The following is a 23713-nucleotide window of genomic DNA, read 5'->3' as shown; positions in this document are numbered from 1 at the left end:
AAATATTTCTATAATTGTGTTGAAATTACACGATTCGGAAAAGCTGGCAAGCAGAGAAATAAACGGTTATTAACGAATGCCCTATACGCATACCCATAGAGTTCTGGTGGCGCTTGACTGTATCATTTTTGGTTTCGATGGCGAAGGCCTTAATCTCCTGCTGATTAAGCGCCACTTTGAACCTGAATATGGCAACTGGTCCCTGATGGGAGGCTTTCTCAACGAAGGGGAAAGCCTCGAAGAAGCGGCTCATCGAATAGTATATGACCTGACCGGTCTCGACAATAATTACCTGGAGCAGTTTCAGACGTTTGGGGCCATAAACCGCGACCCGGTCGAACGTACCATTTCGGTTGCCTACTATGCCCTGGTCAATATCGAAGACCAGGATGTTAATGCCATCAGGCTGCATAATGCTTCCTGGATCAGTCTCCACAAAAAACCGAAGCTTATATTCGACCACGACAGGATGGTGCAGGAGGCATTGAAAAGACTGCGTACCAAAGCGGCCCTGAATCCAATTGGCTTTGAACTGCTGCCGGGGAAATTTACCATTCCTCAGCTTCAGAAACTGTACGAAGCCATTTACGATACTAAACTGGATCGCCGGAATTTCAGCCGCAAGGTTCTGTCGACGAACCTGCTGGTGGGAACCGGCGAAAAAGACATGAGCTCACAGACCAAAAAAGGGCAGCTCTATACGCTCAATGCCCCTGAATACGTCCGGCAGCAACAAGGTAATTTCGGCTTTCTGCCCGAATTGATTATGGCCGATGACCGGACAATGCCTTTAAGCAATACCTGAAATTGTGTCAGACAAACACGTTTTCGTTTTATGAAAAAGTATTTACTCTCCCTTAGCCTTACAACCCTGTCGCTGGCGGCAATTGCCCAGAACCGGGTAACGGTCAACGCCGATGCGGGAAAGACCGTCATCAGCCGACACATCTACGGCCACTTTGCCGAACACCTTGGCCGGTGTATCTACGATGGCTTTTACGTCGGCGAAGGCAACTCTAAAATCCCCAATAAAAACGGCGTACGGCTCGACGTGGTCGAAGCGCTGAAAAAGATGAAGATTCCGAACCTGCGCTGGCCGGGCGGCTGCTTTGCCGATACCTATCACTGGAAAGACGGCATTGGCCCGAAAGCGAAGCGACCGAAGATCGTGAACACCTGGTGGGGGGGCGTTACCGAAGATAACAGCTTCGGCACGCACGACTTCCTGAATATGTGCGAACTGCTCGGCACGGAGCCTTACCTGGCCGGGAATGTCGGCAGCGGCTCCGTGCAGGACCTGAGCGACTGGGTGCAGTACGTCAATTTCCCCAGCAACAGTCCGATGTCGAACCTGCGGCAGCAGAACGGCCGGCAGACTCCCTGGAACGTGCGCTACTGGGGGGTTGGGAACGAGGCCTGGGGCTGTGGGGGTAACATGACGGCCGACTACTATGCCAACATTTATCGCCAGTATGCTACGTTCATGGCCCCCCAAGTGGGTAAAGAAACCATCTTCCGGATTGCGTCGGGGGCCAGTTCCGATGACTTCAACTGGACCGAAACCCTCATGAAAAACATCCCCGGCAAAATGGTTGAGGGCGTGGCCCTGCACCACTACTCTACATTCGGCTGGGGCCCGAACGAGAAAGGGTCTGCTACCGAATTTACCGAAACCCAATACGCGCATACGATGCACGAAGCCTTGAAAATGGACGTGTTCGTGCAGAAGCATTCGGAAATTATGGATAAGTACGACCCGCAGAAGAGAATAGCGCTGGTGGTGGATGAGTGGGGGGCGTGGTACGAAGTCGAGCCGGGGACCAATCCGGGTTTTCTGTACCAGCAAAACACCATGCGCGACGCCATTCTGGCCGGTGCTACGCTCAACATTTTCCACAAATACGCTGAGCGAGTCCGGATGGCGAATCTGGCACAGGCGATTAACGTGCTCCAGGCGGTGATTCTGACCAAGGGCGATAAGTTGCTGCTGACGCCCACGTACCACGTGCTGGAGATGTACAATGTACACCAGGACGCGACGATGCTGCCGGTTGATGTAAAGACGGAGGACTATAAGGTGGGTGACTATACGCTCCCGGCCGTATCGGTGTCGGCGTCGCGCGATAAAGCGGGCAAAACGCATATCTCGCTGGTCAACATCGACGCTGGGAAGCCGCAGGAGATTACGATAAGCCTGAAGGGCCTCAAAGCGTCGGCGGTGAGGGGGCGCATCCTGACTTCGCCTAAGGTGCAGGACCACAACACGTTCGAGAATCCCACCAAGGTCAAACCGGCCTCTTTTACCGGAACTAAACTCAACGGCGATAACCTAACCGTAACCCTGCCGCCGGTATCGGTGGTGGTGCTGGAGATGTGAGTGATAAATTGTTGAATGATTAAATGAATGGATGATTCACCGATGTGCCCTATTCTATCATTCAATCATTCAATCATTCAAAAAAGTTGAACCAATGAAACCCTATTCCTACCTGCTCTTCCTGCTCCTGACAACAACGGCTGGCTTTTCGCAGGACAAGCCGGTGCTGAAACTGTGGTACAACCAACCCGCCGGACAGGTCTGGGAGAATGCCTTGCCTATTGGTAATGGTCGGCAGGGGGCCATGGTCTACGGCAACGTAGCGCGGGAAACCATTCAGTTGAACGAACACACCGTCTGGAGCGGCAGCCCCAACCGGAACGATAACCCCGATGCGTTAGCCGCCCTGCCCGAAGTGCGGAAACTCATCTTCGACGGAAAGCAGAAGGAAGCCGAGAAACTCGCTAACAAGGCGATTATCACTAAAAAAGCGCATGGGCAAATGTTTCAGCCCGTGGGAAATTTACACCTGACCTTCAACGGGCATGACCAGTATACCAATTACTACCGGGAACTGGACATTGAGCGGGCCGTAGCCAAAACATCGTATATAGTCGATGGGGTGACCTACACCCGCGAAGTATTCGCGTCGTTTCCCGACCGGGTGATTGTCATGCACCTCACGGCCAGCCAGCCGGGCCGCCTTGCCTTCACGGCTTCGTATACCACCCAGCAGAAAGCCGACCGGAAAACGACCCCGGCCAAAGACCTGACCATTGCCGGTACCACCTCTGACCACGAAGGGGTAAAAGGCATGGTGCGGTTTAAAGGCATTGCCCGCATCAAGACGCAGGGCGGTACTCTTTCGGCGAATGACACCACGCTCACCGTACAGGGGGCCAATGCCGCAACTATTTACCTGTCCATCGCCACCAATTTCAACAACTACAACGACATCAGTGGCGATGAGAACGCCCGTGCGGCTGCGTACCTCAACAAAGCGTACCCAAAATCGTATGCCGTGATGCTGAAAGAGCAGATAGCTGCTTACCAGCGTTACTTCTACCGGGTTCGATTAGACCTCGGCACAAGTCCCGTCGAAGTAGCCAAGCTGCCCACCGATGAGCGGCTTGCAACTTTCCGGACCGTCAACGACCCGCAGTTTGCTGCGCTCTATTACCAATATGGACGCTACCTGCTGATTTCGTCCTCGCAGCCAGAGGGCCAGCCCGCTAACCTGCAGGGTATCTGGAACCATAGAATGCGCCCGCCCTGGGATAGTAAATATACCATTAACATCAACGCCCAGATGAATTACTGGCCCGCCGAAAAAACGAACCTGGCAGAGTTGCACGAGCCCTTTTTGCGGATGGTCCGGGAATTGGCAGAAACGGGGCAGGAGACGGCACGGGTGATGTACGGGGCACGTGGCTGGATGGCCCACCACAATACCGACATCTGGCGGACTACCGGCGCGATTGACGGAGCTACCTGGGGCATGTGGGTGGCCGGTGGCGGCTGGACGGCCCAGCATCTTTGGGAGCATTACCTCTATAACGGCGACAAAGCGTATCTGGCATCGGTGTACCCTATACTCAAAGGAACTGCCCTCTTCTACGTGGATTATCTGGTCGAACATCCCCGGTACCACTGGCTGGTTGTCAACCCGGGCACCTCGCCCGAAAACGCGCCCGCAGCTCATGGTGGCTCGTCGCTGGATGCGGGTACGACCATGGATAATCAGATTGCGTTCGATGTATTCAGTACGGCCATCCGGGCGGCCGACATCCTGAAAAAAGATGCCGCGTTTGTGGACACGCTGAAGCAGATGCGCAGTAAACTCCCGCCCATGCACATCGGGCAGCACGGGCAGTTGCAGGAATGGCTGGAAGACATCGACGACCCGAACGACAAACACCGGCACATTTCGCACCTGTACGGTCTGTTTCCATCCAGCCAGATTTCGCCGTATCGGACGCCCAACCTGTACAGTGCGGCCAAAACCTCCCTCGTCCACCGGGGCGATGTGTCGACCGGCTGGAGTATGGGCTGGAAAGTGAACTGGTGGGCGCGTTTGCAGGACGGCAACCACGCCTACACCTTAATTCAAAATCAGCTTACACCCCTGGGCGTCAACAAAGAAGGCGGTGGGACATATAACAACCTGTTTGATGCTCACCCGCCGTTCCAGATCGACGGCAACTTCGGCTGCACGTCGGGCATCACCGAAATGATGCTGCAAAGTGCCGATGGGGCCATCCACCTGCTGCCCGCTCTGCCCGACGTCTGGCCAACCGGCAGCGTCACTGGCCTTCGGGCGCGGGGCGGTTTTGAAGTAGTTGATATGCAATGGTCAGCCGGTAAACTGACAAAACTGACTGTCCGGTCCAACCTGGGCGGAAACCTGCGTCTGCGGGTGCCGAATGCTCTAACAGGTAGTGACGGAAAAGCATTGGCAAACGCATCGGGATCAAACCCGAACCCATTTTATTACACCGACGACACGCCGGCTCCCGTTGTGTCGCCGAAAGCCAGTAAGCCAGCGCTGACCCTGAACGAAACCCTGCTGTACGATATGCCCACGCAGGCCGGAAAGGTTTACACGCTGGTAGGGCGATAAGCCTTGCTTTGTCATCCCGACGCAGGAGGGATTTTCGGTAACCGGAGGTTCTCAGTCTCACCCGGAGATCCCTCCTGCGTCGGGATGACAAAGCAGCGGAATGACGAAAAGTAAAACATAACCCATTATGAATAAACGACTTGTCTCTTTTGTTCTAGGTCTGTGCTGCGTTGCACTGAGTCACTTAATTCTGGCCCAGACGACGCTGGTGAACCCCATCCTGACCGGATTTTACCCCGATCCCAGCATCGTGCGGGTGGGAACAGATTATTATCTGGTCAATTCCACCTTCTCCTACTTCCCCGGCATTCCGGTATTCCACAGCAGGGATTTGAAAAACTGGAAGCAAATCGGCAACGTCATCGACCGGCCGGAGCAGATGGATTTCATGGGCGAACGGATGACCCGCGGCCTCTTTGCGCCCGCCATCAGCTTTTACAAGGGCACCTACTACGTGACCTGCACCGACATCGACCACGACGGCAATTTTGTGGTAACGGCCACGAATCCCGCCGGGCCGTGGAGCAATCCGGTTAAAATTCCGCAGGTACGGGGGATTGATCCGTCGATTTATTTTGACGAAGAGACCGACAAAGCCTATATCCTGTACAACAGCGACGCACCCGACCGCAAGCCTCTGTATTCTGGCCACCGGACCATTCGCATGTACGAGTTCGATTACCGGAATTTGAAGGTAACCGGTGAAGAAAAGCAATTGGTAAACGGCGGGGTAGACCTCTCCAAAAAGCCGGTCTGGATTGAAGCCCCGCACATCCTGAAGCGAAACGGCTGGTATTATCTGTATGCCGCCGAGGGCGGTACGTCGGTCAACCACTCGGAAGTGGTTTTGCGTAGCAAAGACGTCTGGGGCCCTTACGTGCCTTTTGAGGGAAATCCAATTCTGACGCAGCGGGATTTGCCCGCCAACCGTAAAGACCCCATTACCTCGGCGGGTCATGCGCAGTTGGTAGAAGGACCCGACGGGAAGTGGTACTCGATTTTCCTGGCCGTCCGTCCCTACGAAGGCGACTTTTACAACACGGGTCGCGAGACGTTCATTGCGCCGGTGGAGTGGGTAAACGACTGGCCGATGATTGAGCATGGCGAGAAAGCGATTTCGTATAGCTATCCGGTTGGTTACAAAGAAGTAAAGCCTAAAGGAGCGTTACCGCAGTCGGGAAATTTTGCCTACACGCTCACCTTCGACAAGGCGCTCGACCCGTCGCTGTTGTTCATGCGCACCCTGGATAAGAGCTGGTATTCGCTCTCCAAAAAGCAGGGGTTAACTCTGAAGTTAAAGCCCGAAACCATTATGGAGATGGGCAACCCGGCGTTTATCGGCAAGCGCCAGCAGCACCTCTACAGCACGGCCGAAACGGAGCTGGATTTTACGCCGACATCGGAGAAAGAAAAGGCAGGGTTAGTCATTTTTCAGGACGAAGGCCATTTCTACTTCGTAGCCAAATCCATGGCACAGGAGAAGGCTGTGCTGCAGCTTTACAAAAGCAAACCACGGGAAAAAGACATGGAACTGCTGGCCGAAGTACCCCTGACCAATGCGTCGGGTAAAACGGGCCTTCGCATTACCTCGAAAGGCGACACCTACAGCTTTCACGTGGCAACGGACGGAAAAAACTGGACGCTGCTGAAAGACAATGTGGACGCCAAATTCCTGAGCACTAAAGTAGCCGGCAGTTTTATCGGCTGTGTGTACGGGATGTACGCTACATCGTCGGGCGAAAACAGCACCAACACGGCGTCGTTCAGCTACCTGAAATACCGGGGCGATGACCCCATGTACAAATAACAAGTATTGACCAGCATACGCTACTTATCCTTTCTAAACCCATGAAAACGGTAACCGCAAAATTTTCTTTACTGCTTATTGCCCTGCTGACAAGTGGCATCGCTTACGCCCAATCCAATTTCAGCAGCAAAGTCATTGGCATAGGCGTTGTTGTGGCAGACCTTCAACGCTCGCTGGACTTTTACGTCAACGGCATTGGTATGGTGAAAACCGGAAGCTTCACTATCAACGAAGAGTTTTCGAAACGCTCTGGTCTGGCAAATGGGGCGTCTGCTGCCGTAACGATTCTGAAGCTGGAAAACAGCCCCGAGGCTACCGACTGGAAGCTGATGAGCTTCAACACGAAAGCGTCGCATCCCAAGCCCAAATTCATTCAGGACGATACGGGTATGCAGTACATCACCATCAACGTGAAAGCGCTGAAGCCTATCATTGAGCGGCTGACCCAGATGAAAGTGCCCTTTCTGGGCAGTACGCCAACGCCCCTGAATGGCAAATCGCACTTTGTGCTGGTGCAGGACCCCGACGGGACGTTTATTGAACTGATTGGTCCACTTGAGTAATACGGCCAGGCGGCCCCTCAGAACCCTTGCTCTATGAAGACCCTGCTTGCTCGTACTGGTTTGTTATTGATTACGCATGTGCTAATGCAGCTTTCCGCACAGGCGCAGAACGCCCGTAACCCAATCATTTTCGCCGATGTGCCAGACATGGCCATGATTCGGGTGGGCGATACCTACTACATGAGCAGCACGACTATGCACCTGAGTCCGGGTCTGCCGATTATGAAATCAAGAGACCTGGTCAACTGGCAGTTGGTCGGTTACGCCTACGACACGCTGGCCAATGTGGATGCGCTGAATCTGACTAACGGCAAAAGCACCTACGGCCGGGGCTCGTGGGCCAGTAGCCTGCGTTATCACAACGGTACCTATTACGCAACGACTTTCGCCCAGACGACTGGAAAGACGTATGTCTATACCACCAGAAATATTGAGAAAGGCCCTTGGAAAGTTGTTTCGTTTAAGCCATCGTACCACGACCACAGCCTGTTTTTTGATGACGACGGACGAGTATATCTGATATATGGCGCAGGCAAACTCCGGCTGGTCGAATTGACGGCTGATGCGTCGGGCGTAAAACCCGGAACGACCGAGCAGGTTTTGATTGAAAACGCCAGCACACCATCCGGCACCGGTGGTGGCCTGCCCGCCGAAGGGTCGCAATTGTTTAAGGTGAACGGCAAGTATTACCTGTTCAACATCAGTTGGCCAAAAGGCGGTATGCGAACGGTAATTATTCACCGTGCCGATAAGCTGACCGGCCCCTGGGAAGGCCGGGTAGCCTTGCAGGATTTGGGCGTGGCGCAGGGTGGACTGATTGACACGCCTGATGGCCGGTGGTTTGCGTACCTGTTCCGCGATTTTGGCGGGGTTGGCCGGATTCCGTATCTGGTACCTGTCAAGTGGGAAGACGGCTGGCCGGTGCTGGGCGAAAATGGTAAAGTGCCCCAAACGCTCGATCTCCCCGCCGGCAAAGGCCTGATTCCGGGCATCGCTGCCTCCGACGAGTTCACGCGCAAACGAGGGGAACCTGCGCTGCCGCTGGTCTGGCAGTGGAACCACAATCCCGACAACAGCCTGTGGTCGGTGGCGGAACGCAAAGGGTACCTGCGCCTGAAAACCGGCCGTACCGACACCGCCTTTGTGATGGCCCGCAATACGCTTACCCAACGAACCATTGGCCCTGCCTGTACGGGCACTACCCTGCTCGACGCGTCGAACCTGAAGGACGGTGACTTTGCCGGGTTAAGCCTGTTGCAAAAGAATTATGGTCTGGTGGGCGTGAAAGCTGAAAACGGGAGCCGGTTTATCGTCATGGTCAGCGCCGGTTCCGGTAGGCCCATTGAGGTGCAGCGCGTGCCGTTGAGCCGGAAAACGGTTTACCTGAAAGCCGAATGCGATTTCCGCGACCGCAAAGACACCGCCCATTTCTTTTACAGCCTCGATGGTACATCCTGGACGGCGATTGGTGAAGCCCTGAAAATGCCGTACACCATTCCCCATTTCATGGGCTACCGCTTTGGACTGTTCAACTACGCTACCGTTTCGGCGGTCCGACCGGAACCTGGGGGCTATGCCGACTTCGATTTTTTCCGGATTACCGATACGATTTCGAATCCAGCAACGAATTAACGCCCACTCAAGCTTTTCGACAACCTATGCCTTACCCTTTTCCTTATGAAAAAGCCAACAATCCTATTGGTTAAACACTCCCAGACTCCGGGCAAAAGGCTAATGACCGTGGCCGCGTTAACCGGCTGGCTACTGGTTTCGCCATTCGTATCGCAGGCGCAGGAGGTCATTCCGCTATACTCCGCTGCGGTACCGAATTCAAAGCAGGCAGAGGTCAGCGAAACGGGTGTAGAATCGGGCGTGCTGAAGGGCATTACCAAACCCACGCTGGAGTTTTTCAGACCTGCGGCCGGTAAAGCATCCGGGGCGGCTGTCATCATCATCCCCGGTGGGGGCTACGGCGTGGTTGTGTATCGGGGCGAAGGGGTCAATACCGCCAAAGCGATGGCCGAACAAGGTGTCGCGGCTTTTGTGCTGAAGTACCGGCTGCCCAGCGATGCCATTATGCCCGATAAGAAAGTTGGCCCGTTGCAGGATGCCCAGCAGGCTATCAAACTGGTGCGGGAGAATGCCGGCAAATGGGGTGTTGATGCTAACAAAATAGGCATCATGGGCTTTTCGGCGGGTGGGCATCTGGCTTCCACCGCGGCTACGCACTTCGACAAAGCGTATATCGACAATGGTAACAGCACCAGCCTGCGGCCCGATTTCCAGATCCTGATTTATCCGGTCATCAGTATGCAGGATAGCCTGGCGCATGGTGGTTCGCGGGGTAACCTGCTTGGCAAAAATCCGTCGCGGCAAGACATTGATTTGTTCTCCAACGAGCTTCAGGTAGGCGCTACCACGCCCCCCACGTACCTGACCCACGCGGCCGACGACAAGGTGGTCGACGTCGATAACAGCATCGTCTATTTCGAGAAACTCCGACGCCAGAAAGTGCCCGTCGAAATGCACATCTATCCCAAAGGGGACCACGGATTTATTTTCCGGCACCCCGGCTGGATGGACCCGCTGTTTGCCTGGATGAAAGCGAATAACTGGATAAAAACCAATTAACTGCACCCTTCCTGTCAGCCATGTTTCTTACACCATTAACCAGTACGCTCTTTCGCTCATTCACTCTTTCGCTCTTTAATCTACAATGAATCGATTAGCCTTACTCACTTTGCTTCTGCTGTACTGTCGGATTACTTCCGGGCAGCCATCGCCGGTCTCAATTCAGGTCGATGCCGCAAAGCCGGTGGGCGACATGAAACCATTCTGGGCGTATTTCGGGTACGACGAGCCCAACTACACCACCCGGAAGGATGAGCAGAAACTACTCACCGAACTGCAACAACTGAGTCCTGTGCCGGTGTACGTGCGGGCGCACAACCTGCTTACGTCCAAAGGCAACAGCCCCGGTCCGGATTTGAAATGGGGCTTTACGGATGCTTACCGGGAAGACGCCAACGGCAAACCCATCTACACCTGGACAGTGGTCGACAGCATCATCGACGCCTACGTGAAGCGGGGCATGAAGCCGCTGATGGAAATCGGGTTTATGCCCAAAGACCTGTCAGCCAAACCAGAACCCTACGAACATACCTGGAGCCAGGGGGGCAACATCTGGACCGGCTGGACGTACCCGCCCAAAGACTACGACAAATGGCGCGAACTGGTGTATCAGTGGGCCAAACACAGCATCGACCGCTACGGAAAACAGGAAGTGACAAGCTGGCTCTGGGAGGTCTGGAACGAGCCGGATATCGGCTACTGGTCCGGTACGTTTGAGGAATACTGCAAGCTGTACGACTATGCCGCCGACGGCCTGAAACGCGCCTGCCCCGAATGCACCATTGGCGGACCACATACCACCAGCCCCCGCAGCGAAAAAGCTTATAGTTACCTGACGCGATTTATCGAGCATTGCTTGCGGGGCAAAAACTACGCGACGGGTAAAGTCGGTACGCCCCTGCAATACATTGGCTTTCACGCCAAAGGCAATCCGGAGTTTGTCGACGGGCATATCCGCATGAACATGGGCGTGCAGCTGAAAGACATTCAGCGGGCGTTTGAAGCCGTCAACTCGTTTCCCGAATTGAAAAACATTCCCATCATCATCGGCGAGTGTGACCCCGAAGGCTGTGCCGCCTGCGCCGTTACCCGCGACCCCAAATACGGCTACCGGAATGGCACCATGTATTCAAGCTACACGGCTTCTTCGTTCGCCCGGATTTACGAACTGATGGACCAGCACAAAGTCAACCTGCGCGGAGCCGTGAGCTGGTCGTTTGAGTTCGAGGACCAGCCGTGGTTTGCGGGTTTCCGCGATTTGGCAACCCACGGTGTCGACAAGCCGGTGCTGAACGTATTCCGCATGTTCGGCAAGATGAGCGGCCAGCGCGTTGCGGTCCAGACCGACAACGGATTAACAGCTTCCAATATCATTGCCAGTGGCGTACGGGCGCAGAACGACGTGAATGCCATCGCCAGCAAAAGTCCGAACTCGGTCTGCGTAATGGTCTGGAATTACCACGACGATGACGTTACCGGACCGGCCACACCTGTTCAGCTTACGGTCAACGGACTCGGTAAAAACAAGGTTCGCATCCGGCACTACCGCGTGGATGGTCAGCACAGCAACTCGTTTGAGACCTGGAAGGCGATGGGGAGTCCGCAGCAGGTGTCGGCCGACCAGTACAGGACATTGGAAAAAGCCGGAAAGCTTCAGGAACTGGCTCCACCTGTTTCAAAAGTGGTTGCTAACGGCAAAACGACGCTCACCTTCGACCTGCCCCGGCAGGGTGTATCGCTGATTGAATTGACTTTATAATGCTTGGCTGACTATGGATGTGAACGTTCGCAAAAACTAACCCTAAACCTTAATCAATGATGAACCAACCATTATCAATTCGCTTTTTGCTGGCCTGCCTGCTGCTTAGCCTGGGTAGGCTGGCAGGGGCCCAGCCGCCCGGAAGCCCACCGGTGGTATCGCCCCAGGTCAATACCGACAACACGGTTACGTTTCGCTTGCTGGCCCCGGCTGCTAAAGACGTAAAACTGAACGCCCAATTTGAGAAAGCCCCCGTCGCCATGACCAAAGACGCGCGGGGGGTCTGGAGCGTAACAACAGGTCCGGTAAAGCCGGATATGTACCCGTATAGCTTCACCGTTGATGGCATTTCAGTAGCCGACCCCAAAAACTCGTCCATCTTCCCAAACGAAGGGTTTCAGAACAGCCTGGTTGAAATAACCGGTTCGCCCCCTCTAGTACATACCATTCAGAACGTACCGCATGGCACCGTGTCGTACCAGTTTTACACCTCGCCCGAACTGGGACAACGGCCCGTGGTGGTGTACACCCCGCCCGGCTACGAAACCGATACAAAAACAACCTACCCTGTGCTGTACCTGCTGCACGGCACTACGGACCTGGAAGAAACCTGGACCAAAGTGGGGCGGGCCAATATCATTCTTGACAACCTGATTTCGCAAGGCAAAGCCAAACCGATGGTGATTGTGATGCCGTACGGAAGGGCTTTCCCGGTCATCAGCAAATCGTCGGGGAGCCTGCGCAACTGGGACAACCTACAGGCGTTCAAAAAGGATTTTCTGGGTAATCTGATGCCGTTTGTTGAAAAGAATTACCGGGTCAGGAAAGACAAAGATAGCCGGGCGATTGCCGGTTTCTCGGGTGGTGGTGGCGAAACGCTCTATCTGGGCCTAAACAACCCCGACCTGTTTAGCTGGGTTTGTGGCTTTGCGCCGGGTATGCTCAAAGAGGAGTTTGAGCGGAACAATGCCACCGCTTTTGCCAACCCTGCCCTGACCAACCAGCGGCTGAAGCTGTTCTGGATTGGTGTCGGGAAAGAAGATATGCTGTACCCGGTTATCAACGATTACCTGAAGGTGCTCGATGACAAGAAAATCAAACACGAAACCCTGATTTCGGACGGTGGTCATACCTGGATGAACTGCAAGCTCTACCTGTCGACTATCGCGCAGAAGTTATTTCGATAAACCGTTGCCTGTTCCTAAACCCGACACGTTCCGTAGTGTCCTTATCCGTTCAATACCATGAATCCAAAACTTCGTACACGTCTATTGTTTCTCTGGGCAATAGTACTGGTGCCCATTCTGGCAGGGGCCCAGCCACCCCGCGGCCCGCTGGTGGTGTCGCCCCAGGTGAACGCCGACAAAACCATTACGTTCCGGTATCTGGCTCCGCAGGCCAAAACGGTCGAACTGAGCGCGCAGTTTGAAAAAGCGCCCGTCGCCATGACCAAAGACGCGCAGGGCGTCTGGAGTGTCACGGTCGGCCCCGTTAAGCCAGACATTTACCCGTACAGCTTTCGGGTGAATGGCATTACGGTCATGGACCCGGCCAATGTGGCGTTCTTCCCCAATGAGCGTTTCAAAGCCAGCCTGGTCGACGTACCCGGAGATACGCCCCTGATTCACGCCATGCGCGATGTGCCCCACGGCTCCATTAACTACGAGTACTATCCATCGATGGAAGGCACCACGGGTTCACTGGTGGTCTACACCCCGCCGGGGTACGATACGAATCCGAAACAGAAATATCCGGTGTATTACCTCATCAGCGGCACCACCGATACCGAAGAAACCTTTTTCAAGGTCGGTAAAACCAACCTGATTCTGGACAATCTGATTGCGGAAGGAAAAGCCAAACCGATGATTATCGTAATGCCCTACGGGAACATAGCTGCGCGGGTCGCCGAGCAAAAAGGCGGTGCCAAGCCCGCCGACCCAACGGGGCGCGATAACCCGGATGCGGTAAAACGAGCCAACGACTTCGCTACTGATCTGGTAAGCAACGTCATTCCGTATATCGAGAAGAGTTACCGGACGATTCCCAACCGCGACAACCGGGCTATTGGCGGATTCTCGCGCGGGGGCGGCCAAACGCTGCGCACAGCTTTCAGCCACATGGACAAGTTTGCCTGGGTTTGTGCTTATAGCTCGTACCTGTCGCCGGAAGAAATGGAGCGCAGTTACCCGTCCATCGTCGGCAATCCCGCCAATACCAACAAACAGCTCAAACTGCTGTGGGTGAGCGTAGGGAGCGATGACTTTCTGTACAAGGGCACCGTGGAGTTTATGGACTACCTGAAGGCCAAACAGGTGAACTATAAAAGCCTGATTACCGACGGCGGTCATACCTGGATGAACGTCAAAACGTACGTTGCCGCCACCACGCCACTTCTGTTCCAATCCCAAACCCCACGCCCATGAAACGAATCGTATCTCTGCTGTCAGCCGTTTTTTTGGCTGGTATTACGGCCATGGCCCAGCAACGCCCACCAGCCATCAGTTCACCCGACGTTCACCCCGACCACAGTATCACGTTCCGGTATTTCTCCCGCAATGCCAAAAAGGTGATGGTATCCGGCGAATTTTTGTCGGCCCCGGTCGCCATGACCAAAGACACCTTAGGCATCTGGAGCGTGACGGTACCACCTGTTAAGCCCGATATTTACCCGTATAGCTTTACCGTCGACAGCGTCCAAATGTCCGACCCGAATAACACATACATCTTTGCCAACGAACGTTTCAAGCGCAGCATCGTCGATGTGCCCGGCGACCAGCTGCTGGTGCATTCGCTCCAGAACGTACCCCACGGCAAAGTTAGCTACCGGTATTACAAGTCCGGTACATTGGGTACCACCCGGCAACTGCTGGTGTACACCCCACCCGGCTTCGACCCGAACGGCAAAACCAGATACCCGGTGCTGTACCTGATTCACGGCGGCTCCGATACTGAAGAAACCTGGACCAAAGTGGGCCGCGCCAACCTGATTGCCGACAACCTGATGGCGCAGGGGAAAGCCAAGCCGATGCTGATTGTGATGCCCTACGGCAATGTGCGTCCCGCGCCCATGCCCGATTTCACCAAAGACATGGTGAATGACATAGTGCCGTTTATTGAAGCCAACTTTCCTGTCATCAAAGAAAGCAAAGGGCGGGCCGTCGCTGGCTTTTCGGTCGGGGGCGGGCAGACGCTGAACATCGGCCTGACCAACCCCGATAAGTTCGCTTACGTATGTTCGTACGCGCCCTTCACGGCTACCGACGAGTTCAAGAAGAATTTTACCGATTGGTCACCCGATGCCGCGCAGATGAACAAGCAGTTGAAGCTGTTTACCATCAGCGTCGGTACGGAAGACTTTCTGTACGAGCCGGTGAAGCAGAACATCGCCATGTTTAAGGATAAAAAGCTGGCGGTGAAAAGCTACATTGTGCCGGGTGGGCATACCTGGATGAATTGCAAGCAATACCTGGCAACGACGTTGCAGGAGGTTTTTAAATAATTTTAAAACTCTTACCCCAATGACACTTAAAACGATTGCTGCCTTATTCGCAGCCACGGTAATCAGTACAGCCTCTTTTTCGCAGGCCAGCCAACCGGCCATTGCAGAAGATTTCAAGCCCTCTACCCTGAACCAGCCGGGGCAGGAGTACCCGCAGGTAAACTCCCAGGGGTACGCCCGATTCCGCATCCATGCTCCTAAAGCCGACAGTGTCCGGGTGAGCCTAGGGCTGGGTGGCCGGGGCGGCACCATCCTCACCAAAGGGGAAGACGGCTTCTGGACCGGCACCACGGCGGGACCGATGGATGAAGGCTTTCATTACTACAACGTCACGATTGACGGCGGCAAATTCAACGACCCCGGTGCCAAGAACTACTACGGTTCCGTCCGGTGGGAGAGCGGTATCGAAATACCCGCTCACGACCAGGACTTCTACGCCCTGAAAGACGTACCGCACGGTCATGTTCAGCAGGTGCTTTTCCCCTCAAAAAGTACGGGAACATCACGTCGGGCATTTGTGTACACCCCGCCGGGCTACGAGAAAGACCGGTCGAAAAAGTATCCGGTGCTGTATTTGCAACACGGTTGGGGTGAGGATGAAACCGCGTGGAGCAATCAGGGCCACGCCAATCTGATTATGGACAACCTCATCGCCGAAGGCAAAATCAAGCCTTTTATCATTGTGATGACCTACGGCATGACCAACGAAGTGAAGTGGGGCCGCATCCGCGATTTTAAGATTGATCCCTTCCAGACAGTGCTGACCGAGGAGTTGATTCCCTACGTGGATGCCAACTTCCGCACCCTCGCTAACCGCGACAACCGGGCGATGGCCGGCCTGTCGATGGGTGGCATGGAAACTAAAATGATTACCCTCAACAAGCCGGAGACGTTCGGGTATTACGGCCTGCTCAGCGGGGGCGTTTACGCCCCGGAGGACCTCAAGGACAAGGCAAAACCGAAGCTCGTTTTTATTAGCTGCGGCAGCAAGGAACGGCCCGATGGCGTGAAGAAGGCGGCCACCGATCTGAAAGCCGCCGGATACAATGCCGTTTCGTACGTGTCGGAGGGTACCGCCCACGAGTTTCAGACCTGGCGTCGCAGCCTGCACGAACTGGCTCCACTGCTGTTTAAGTAAAACCGTTTTGCGGACCGTTCAGATTATCACCCCGCAATACCCCTAAGAAATCCTATGCAGGCCTTTTTATGAAAACAATCATCACTTTAGTTGCCTGGGCTGTGTTGCTGACCAGCACCGTTCGGGCTCAGAACGCTGGCGTACCGGCATCCACCAATATTCCAGGTCAGAAATACCCGCAGATTTTGCCCGACAACCGGGTCGTGTTTCGGGTGAAAGCGCCGGAAGCCCAGAAAGTCCAGATGGACCTGGGCCGGAAGTACGACATGGTAAAAGACACCAGCGGTTTCTGGACCGTTACGACTGACCCTATCGTGGAAGGCTTCCATTACTACTCCCTGATTATCGACGGCGTTCCCCTTTGCGATCCATCGAGCCAGACGTTCTACGGCATGGGCCGGATGGCCAGCGGCATCGACATTCCGGACAAGGACATGGAGTACTACCAGCCCAAAAATGTGCCCCACGGTCAGGTTCGTTCGGTCAGTTACTACTCCGACATGACCAAAGCCTGGCGACGGGCTAATGTCTACACTCCGCCCGGCTACGATGAAAATCCCAGAATGCGCTATCCGGTGCTCTACCTGCAACACGGTTCGGGCGAAGACGAAACCGGCTGGCCCACGCAGGGTAAAATGAATTTTATTCTCGATAACCTGATCGCTGAAGGCAAAGCAACGCCCATGATTGTGGTGATGGAGCGTGGCTACGCTACTGACCCAACCAAACCCGTTAGCACAACGGTCAGCGGTCCGGCCGGGGGCGGCCCCGCCAGCATGAACAGCAATGTCTTCCCCGACGTGCTGGTGAAGGAGGTGATCCCCATGATCGACAAGTCGTTTCGAACCCTGGCCGACCGCGACAATCGGGCAATGGCCGGCCTGTCGATGGGTGGTTTTCAAACGTTCCAGACTACGATGACAAACCTCGACAAGTTTGCCTACATTGGTGGATTCAGCGGAGCAGGACGTTTGCAGCCGGGCGCTGATATTAAGCAGCTTTACAACGGAGCCTGGGCCGATGCCGACGCTTTCAACAAGAAGGTGAAAGTGGTCTATGTGAGCATCGGCACCAAAGAGCCGGAGCGCATGTATGCCGGTGTGAAAGGGTTTCACGAAGCACTCGATAAAGTAGGTATCAAACACGTCTATTACGAGTCGCCTGGTACGTCGCACGAGTGGCAGACCTGGCGCCGGTCACTGCGGCAGTATGCCAGCCTGCTCTTTAAAAAGTAACCTGCGTTTTTGTCATCCCGACGCAGGAGGGATCTTCGGGAAAGACTGAAAACCTTTCGGCTAGCGAAGATCCCTCCTGCGTCGGGATGACAAAAAGGTCCCCGGAATCAACTGATACTTACAAAAACGATATACGAATGAAACGACTCTTTCTGCTGGCGGCCATTATTGGTATTTTCTGCTGTGATGGCTTCGCTCAGCCCACCGACAAAGAAGCCCCAAAAGGCTTTGACCAGCCGCAAACGGGCATTCCCACCGGCAAGCTCGATACCGTCCGGTACGAGTCCAAAACGGTAGGTACCACCCGGAAAGCATTGGTGTATACCCCGCCCGGCTTCAACAAAAAGACCAAGTACCCGGTGCTGTACCTGCTGCACGGCATTGGGGGCGACGAAAAGGAATGGCTGAACGGTGCCAAACCGCAGGTCATTCTCGACAACCTCTACGCTCAGAAGAAGCTGGAGCCGATGATTGTAGTGATGCCCAACGGCCGGGCCATGAAAGACGATCGGGCCGTGGGCAACGTCTTCGACCGGGAGAAGGTAGAAGCCTTCGCCACGTTCGAGAAAGACCTGCTGAACGATCTGATTCCGTTTATCGAGAAGAAATACCCCACCCGGACCGACCGCGAACATCGCGCCATTGCGGGACTGTCGATGGGTGGCGGGCAGTCGCTCAATTTTGGCCTCGGCAATCTGGATAAATTTGCCTGGGTGGGTGGCTTTTCGTCGGCCCCCAACACCAAACGACCCGAAGAGCTGGTACCCAATCCCGAAGACGCCAAAAAGAAACTGAAGCTGCTCTGGATTTCGTGCGGGGACGCCGACGGGCTGATCTCCTTCAGCAAGCGCACGCACGACTACCTCTACCAGAACAACGTACCGCACGTTTACTATGTCGAGCCGGGCGGGCACGATTTTAAGGTCTGGAAAAACGGGCTGTATATGTTCTCGCAGTTCCTGTTCAAGCCGGTGGATAACGCATCGCTGACGAAGTACACCGTGCTGGGTTCACCGGCGGCTACCAATATACGAAACGCGAAGTATCCGCAGATTCTGCCCGATAACAGGGTGGTATTCCGCGTAAAAGCTCCCGAAGCCCAAAAGGTACAGGTTGACCTGGGTAAAAAGTACGACATGGTGAAAGATACCGCCGGTTTCTGGACCGTCACCACTGACTCCATCAGTCGCGGGTTTCATTACTACTCGCTGCTGATTGATGGCGTACCGCTGGCCGACCCCGCCAGTGAAACCTTTTACGGCATGGGGCGCATGGCCAGCGGCATTGAGATTCCCGACCGGGACGAGGGTTTCTACGCCCTGAAAGACGTACCCCACGGCGACATTCGCATTAAACGTTATCTCTCCAAAGCTTCGAACACCTGGCGGGAAATGTACGTCTATACCCCACCGGGTTACGACCAGTCGGCGGAGAAGTACCCGGTGCTGTATCTGTTGCACGGTGGGGGCGAAGACCAGCGCGGCTGGGCCACGCAGGGCCGTACCGGTCTGATTCTGGATAACCTGATTGCCGAAAAGAAGGCCAGACCGATGGTCATCGTGATGCTCGACGGGAACATGGGCAATGCCGGCGGCCCTGCCGGGTTTAACGAAAACGTGCTGCGCGCATTCGAAAACGAGCTAAAACAGGGTGCCATTCCATTCGTCGAAAGCAATTTTCGGGTTGAATCCAACGCGAAAAACCGGGCTCTGGCGGGCCTGTCGATGGGCGGTTTGCAGTCACTGTATGCCGGTATCAAAAACACGAATATGTTCTCCTCGCTGGGCGTATTCAGTTCGGGCTGGTTTGCCAACAATCCCAAGCTGTCGGACCCCCAGTACGCCTTCATGAAAGACAATGCCAGTACCATTAACAATAACTTGAAGAACCTGTGGATTTCGATGGGCGGTAAGGAAGACATTGCTTACCAGAACTGTCAGGTCATGATGAAGAAGTTCGATGAAATGGGCATCAAATACACCTACAGCGAATATGCCGGCGGGCATACCTGGCCCGTCTGGCGGCACGATCTGATGATGTTCAGCCAGTTGCTGTTTAAATAGTTGTGATGCTCCTATTCGCTAGTTTGTTCCGGTTGTGTTTTTGTCAATAATCGTGTGTTTGTCATCCCGACAAAGGAGGGATCTCAGTGGTGGCTCACGGCTAAGATCCCTCCTATCGTCGGGATGACAAAGCGACGGGATGACAAAAAACGCTAATGGCAAACAAGTAAAGTGTAATACACCTCCCTGAATTTAATCTATGAAAAACCATTTAGCCACTCTATGCGCAGCAACCCTGGCCGGCATGACCCTGCTGCCCGTTGCTACCCTGGCCCAAAAAATCCCTTCGTTAAAAGATACGTTCAAAAAGGACTTCGGCATCGGCACGGCACTCAATAACGCCCAATTTGAAGAACGGGACCCGCAAATGACCCAGTTTATTGCGCGTCAGTTCAACATGGCCACGCCCGAAAACATCATGAAGTCGGCGCTGATTCATCCAAAATGGGATACCTACAACTTCGAGCCGGCGGATAAGCTGGTTGAGTTCGGCAAAAAGCACAACATCAAAATCAATGGACATACGCTGATTTGGCATAGCCAGTTACCCTCGTTCATCCGGGGAATTAAGAGTAAGGATTCTATCCAGACTTTTTTCAGGGATCATATCAAAACGGTGGCCGGGCGCTATGATGGAAAAGTGTTCTCGTGGGATGTCGTTAATGAAGCACTCAACGAGGATGGAACGATGCGAAAGACCGTTTTCCTGGATCACCTTGGTGACAATTACGTAACCGAGGCTTTCCGGCTGGCGCAACAGGCAGCCCCTAAAACGGAGCTGTATTACAACGATTACAACAATGAAAAACCGGCCAAGCGGGCGGGCTGTATTGCTCTGATCAAAAAGATTCAGGCCGCCGGAGTCCGTATCGATGGTGTGGGTATTCAGGGACACTGGCACGTGGGCCGGGTACCGCTAAAAGACATCGAAGAAAGCATTCTGCAATACGCGGCCCTGGGCCTGAAAGTGATGTTTACCGAGTTAGACATCGAGGTCTTACCCCGCAATTTTCAGGGGGCCGAAGTAAGTCAGCGGATGACCGCCAACGAACAGTCGAATCCCTATACCGCCGGCCTTCCCGATAACGTGCAGCAGCAACTGGCCGCTGATTACGAAGCCCTGTTTAAGCTCTTTCTCAAGTACAAAGACAACGTTACCCGCGTCACGTTCTGGGGCGTGAACGACGGCGATAGCTGGCTGAACAACTGGCCTATCCGGGGCCGGACCAGCTACCCGCTGCTGTTCGACCGGAACAACCAGCCCAAGCTGGCTTTTTATAAAGTAGTTGCCTTAAAGAAATGATGTGCAGCTTTCACTGTCCAATCGTGGACAGCGATTTGTCCGCTTCTGGACAGTGTTATTCGCCCGGTTATGGCTATGAGTACCTGAACACTGGTTTTAAGCGCTGGCACCAGATTTGATTTAGGAATTGCTGACTTTTCTATGGGTACGTGACGAGCGTGGATCAGGCCAACACGTCGAGTGGATGCACAATCCATCGGGCCACGTCGCGCGAAGCTGACCGACAGTATCGATACCTTCACGGTCTTGAGAAGGTATCGATACGAAGACCACCATTTGATAACCTTTTCAGCAATTGAATCATGATTGGAAGCTACATCAAAACATCGAGCCGCAACTTAATTCGCAACAAGCTGTTCTCGTTCATCAATATTGTTGGCCTTGCCATCAGTATGTCCGTCGGGTTACTGTTGATCGCGTTCGTGCTCGACTTGCTTTCATACGACAAGTTCCACAAGAATGGGGAGAGGATCTATCGCATCACCAGCGTACTGAATGCCAATCGTGAAAAAAAACCATCGGGGTCTGGCCAATCGCGGTCGGGCCAATCGCGGCCCGGCAGTAAGTTTGCAACCACCTCAATAAAGGCCGGGAAGCTTATCCGGGAGAAAGTGACCGGCATTGAAGAGGTAGCCATTTTGCGCAACGATTTTTCGCAGGATGCGAAGGTTGGCGACGACGTTCTACCTATCAAGGGCTACTGGGCGGATCCGTCACTATTCAGGATTTTTACATTTCCGATGTTGGAAGGTAATCCCGAAACGGCACTCAAAGATCCTTACTCGATCGTTCTCACGGAAACGGCAGCGAAAAAGCTATTCGGCAACCAATCGGCGCTCGGCAAGGCAATCAACTTCGATACACTCAATTACCAGGTGACCGGTGTAATGAAGGACGTTCCTTTCTTTTCGCATATCAGCTTCGAAGCGTTGGTATCGCTGTCGACGGCCGAGCAACTCAGCAGAAATGACAAAAACTTTGACAAGTGGACGAGTATGTCGTCGAATTACGTGTACCTCCGACTGCCGGAAAATGCCGATATAACCTCCATCCAGTCGCAGCTCGACGCTATTGCAAAGCAGGAAAATCTCGCCGAAGAAAACACGAAAATCCAACTAGAGCTTCTTCCATTATATGATATCGTGGTCGGAGAGAATCTCCGTGCCTCGGAGGGGGGGCCTGGCTCCGTGGGTCCTCATATGCCTCCGGTTGTGCTTTGGGTACTTGGCGGACTTGCCCTCGTTGTGATCTTGTCGGCGTGTTTCAACTATACCAATCTTTCGATGGCCCGTGCCATGCGCCGATTTAAGGAAATAGGTCTTCGCAAAGCGATTGGTGCCGACAAGAGCCAGGTTTGGCAACAGTTCCTGATAGAGGCAATTATGATCTCCCTGGCAGCCCTGCTGCTGTCGTTCTTCATCTTTCTCCTATTACGGCCGCAACTGATAAACCTGGCTCCGGAGATGCAGCGCATGGTGAAGCTCGAGCTCTCGCCGGCTATGGTGGTAGCCTTTATCGTCTTTTCGGTCACCGTAGGTGTTATTGCCGGTTTCACGCCTGCGCTATTCTTTTCAAATGTCAGCGCGATCAATGCGTTCAGGGATGTGTCCGCCCGGTCGGTAAAAGTATACCGACACGTAACCCTCCGGCGGGCGTTGGTGGTTGTTCAATACACGTTCACCCTGATCTTTATAACCACCACTGCTATTGGTTATGTACAATATAAAAACATCCTTGCGTTCGACCTGGGATTCAACACCGGAAACATCCTCAACATCGATATGCAGGGCAACAAACCCGATGCGCTTGTCAAAGAACTGAGCGAGATACCAGAAGTAACGGCCCTATCGCGGTCGTTGATAATTACCAGCGTTGGGAATGCCTGGGGCGGGTATATGAAATATAAAGATTCCCGCGACTCTACCCTGGTGATGACTAACAACGTCGACGAAAACTACCTGCCTGTGCACGAATACAAGCTTATTGCCGGGAGTAATTTTATGGCACGACCCACTACAGGCGCAGCTGCTACGGAAGTGATCGTTAACCAGCAATTCTTAAAACGATTCAACATAGGTGTCAACGACCCCGAAAAAGCAATTGGAGAGAAGGTTACATTCAGTAATTTCAAAGGAACACGCCAGATGACCATTGTTGGCGTAATGAAGGACTTTCACTATGGCAAGGTTGACAACCTCATCGGGCCGGTAGCCTTCATGGCCTGGACACCCGAAGACAGGGCCGTCATTAATGCCAAAATACAAAGCTCCGACATGCCGGCGACCATGGCCAAGATTGAATCCGTGTGGAAGAAGATCGATCGTGTTCATCCATTAGAGGCTAAATTCTATGACCAGGAAATAGAGGAAGCCTACAGCGAATTTTCTACGATGATCAAGATCATTGGCTTTCTTTCATTACTAGCCATTTCTATCGCATCGATGGGATTGTTCGCAATGGTAGTATTTACAACCGAGACGAGGCTAAAAGAAATCAGCATCCGCAAAGTGATGGGGGCCAGTTCCGGCAATCTTATCTTCTTATTGAGCCGCGGTTTTCTGGTGCAGTTGTCGGTATCGGCACTCATCGCTCTGCCCATAACCTACCTTTTCTTTGAAAACCTTGTGCTTACCAATTTCCCCTATCACACACCTGTACAGGTTGCTGAATTGTTCGTCGGCTTGCTGGCGGTATTACTGATCGCATTCCTTATGATCGGATCGCAGACGATAAAGGCAGCGAAAAAGAATCCGGCGGAGGTTTTAAAGAGCGACTAGT

Annotated in this window: 16 protein-coding genes; all 16 read left to right on the top strand. The window is 53.9% G+C overall.

Translation table 11 applies throughout. The annotated features are described in order from the left end of the window. Positions 1-76 precede the first annotated feature (76 nt). Positions 77-805 carry an NUDIX hydrolase gene (locus ABD949_RS02395; protein ID WP_345240192.1) on the top strand — a complete coding sequence of 243 codons (729 nt, stop codon included), beginning with the start codon at positions 77-79 and terminating at the stop codon, positions 803-805. Between the two features lie 30 nt (positions 806-835). Continuing rightward, complete coding sequence (locus tag ABD949_RS02390) at positions 836-2377, top strand: alpha-N-arabinofuranosidase (RefSeq protein ID WP_345240190.1); 1542 nt, start codon at positions 836-838, stop codon at positions 2375-2377. A gap of 94 nt (positions 2378-2471) precedes the next feature. Continuing rightward, positions 2472-4937 (top strand): glycoside hydrolase family 95 protein, encoded by a 2466-nt coding sequence (locus ABD949_RS02385; protein WP_345240188.1) that lies wholly within the window; start codon positions 2472-2474, stop codon positions 4935-4937. A gap of 127 nt (positions 4938-5064) precedes the next feature. Beyond that, on the top strand, positions 5065-6744 hold the full coding sequence (locus ABD949_RS02380) for a glycoside hydrolase family 43 protein (RefSeq protein WP_345240186.1): 1680 nt from the start codon (positions 5065-5067) through the stop codon (positions 6742-6744). A gap of 41 nt (positions 6745-6785) precedes the next feature. Beyond that, on the top strand, positions 6786-7307 hold the full coding sequence (locus tag ABD949_RS02375; protein ID WP_345240184.1) for a VOC family protein: 522 nt from the start codon (positions 6786-6788) through the stop codon (positions 7305-7307). 33 nt (positions 7308-7340) lie between these two features. After that, complete coding sequence (locus ABD949_RS02370) at positions 7341-8939, top strand: glycoside hydrolase family 43 protein (RefSeq protein WP_345240182.1); 1599 nt, start codon at positions 7341-7343, stop codon at positions 8937-8939. A gap of 102 nt (positions 8940-9041) precedes the next feature. Next, positions 9042-9938 (top strand): alpha/beta hydrolase, encoded by an 897-nt coding sequence (locus ABD949_RS02365; protein ID WP_345240958.1) that lies wholly within the window; start codon positions 9042-9044, stop codon positions 9936-9938. Positions 9939-10023: 85 nt separating this feature from the next. Then, the gene (locus ABD949_RS02360) at positions 10024-11697 is read left to right on the top strand and encodes a GH39 family glycosyl hydrolase (RefSeq protein ID WP_345240181.1); all 1674 of its coding nucleotides are present in this window, start codon (positions 10024-10026) and stop codon (positions 11695-11697) included. A 59-nt stretch (positions 11698-11756) separates the two neighbouring features. Continuing rightward, positions 11757-12884: an esterase gene (locus tag ABD949_RS02355; protein WP_425576717.1), complete on the top strand. Its 1128-nt coding sequence runs from the start codon at positions 11757-11759 to the stop codon at positions 12882-12884. A 57-nt stretch (positions 12885-12941) separates the two neighbouring features. Next, positions 12942-14120, top strand: a complete 1179-nt coding sequence (locus ABD949_RS02350) for an alpha/beta hydrolase-fold protein (protein WP_345240177.1) — start codon at positions 12942-12944, stop codon at positions 14118-14120. Then, entirely contained in the window at positions 14117-15196 is a 1080-nt protein-coding gene (locus ABD949_RS02345) for an alpha/beta hydrolase (RefSeq protein WP_345240175.1), read from the top strand. Before ABD949_RS02350 ends, ABD949_RS02345 begins: the two co-directional genes overlap by 4 nt. A gap of 19 nt (positions 15197-15215) precedes the next feature. Next, entirely contained in the window at positions 15216-16334 is a 1119-nt protein-coding gene (locus ABD949_RS02340) for an alpha/beta hydrolase-fold protein (RefSeq protein ID WP_345240173.1), read from the top strand. Between the two features lie 68 nt (positions 16335-16402). Next, a complete protein-coding gene (locus tag ABD949_RS02335) occupies positions 16403-17569 on the top strand; it encodes an alpha/beta hydrolase-fold protein (protein ID WP_345240171.1) in 1167 nt (388 codons plus the stop codon). Between the two features lie 137 nt (positions 17570-17706). Next, entirely contained in the window at positions 17707-19632 is a 1926-nt protein-coding gene (locus tag ABD949_RS02330; RefSeq protein WP_345240169.1) for an alpha/beta hydrolase-fold protein, read from the top strand. A gap of 244 nt (positions 19633-19876) precedes the next feature. After that, positions 19877-20935, top strand: coding sequence for an endo-1,4-beta-xylanase (locus tag ABD949_RS02325; RefSeq protein WP_345240957.1), 1059 nt, complete (start codon positions 19877-19879; stop codon positions 20933-20935). 302 nt (positions 20936-21237) lie between these two features. After that, on the top strand, positions 21238-23712 hold the full coding sequence (locus ABD949_RS02320) for an ABC transporter permease (protein WP_345240167.1): 2475 nt from the start codon (positions 21238-21240) through the stop codon (positions 23710-23712). Position 23713: the final 1 nt, after the last annotated feature.

The organism is Nibrella saemangeumensis, assembly GCF_039541915.1.
Classification (GTDB): Bacteria; Bacteroidota; Bacteroidia; order Cytophagales; family Spirosomataceae; genus Nibrella; species Nibrella saemangeumensis.
Note: the sequence above shows the minus strand (reverse complement) of the source record. Positions and strands in the feature narration are given on the sequence as shown.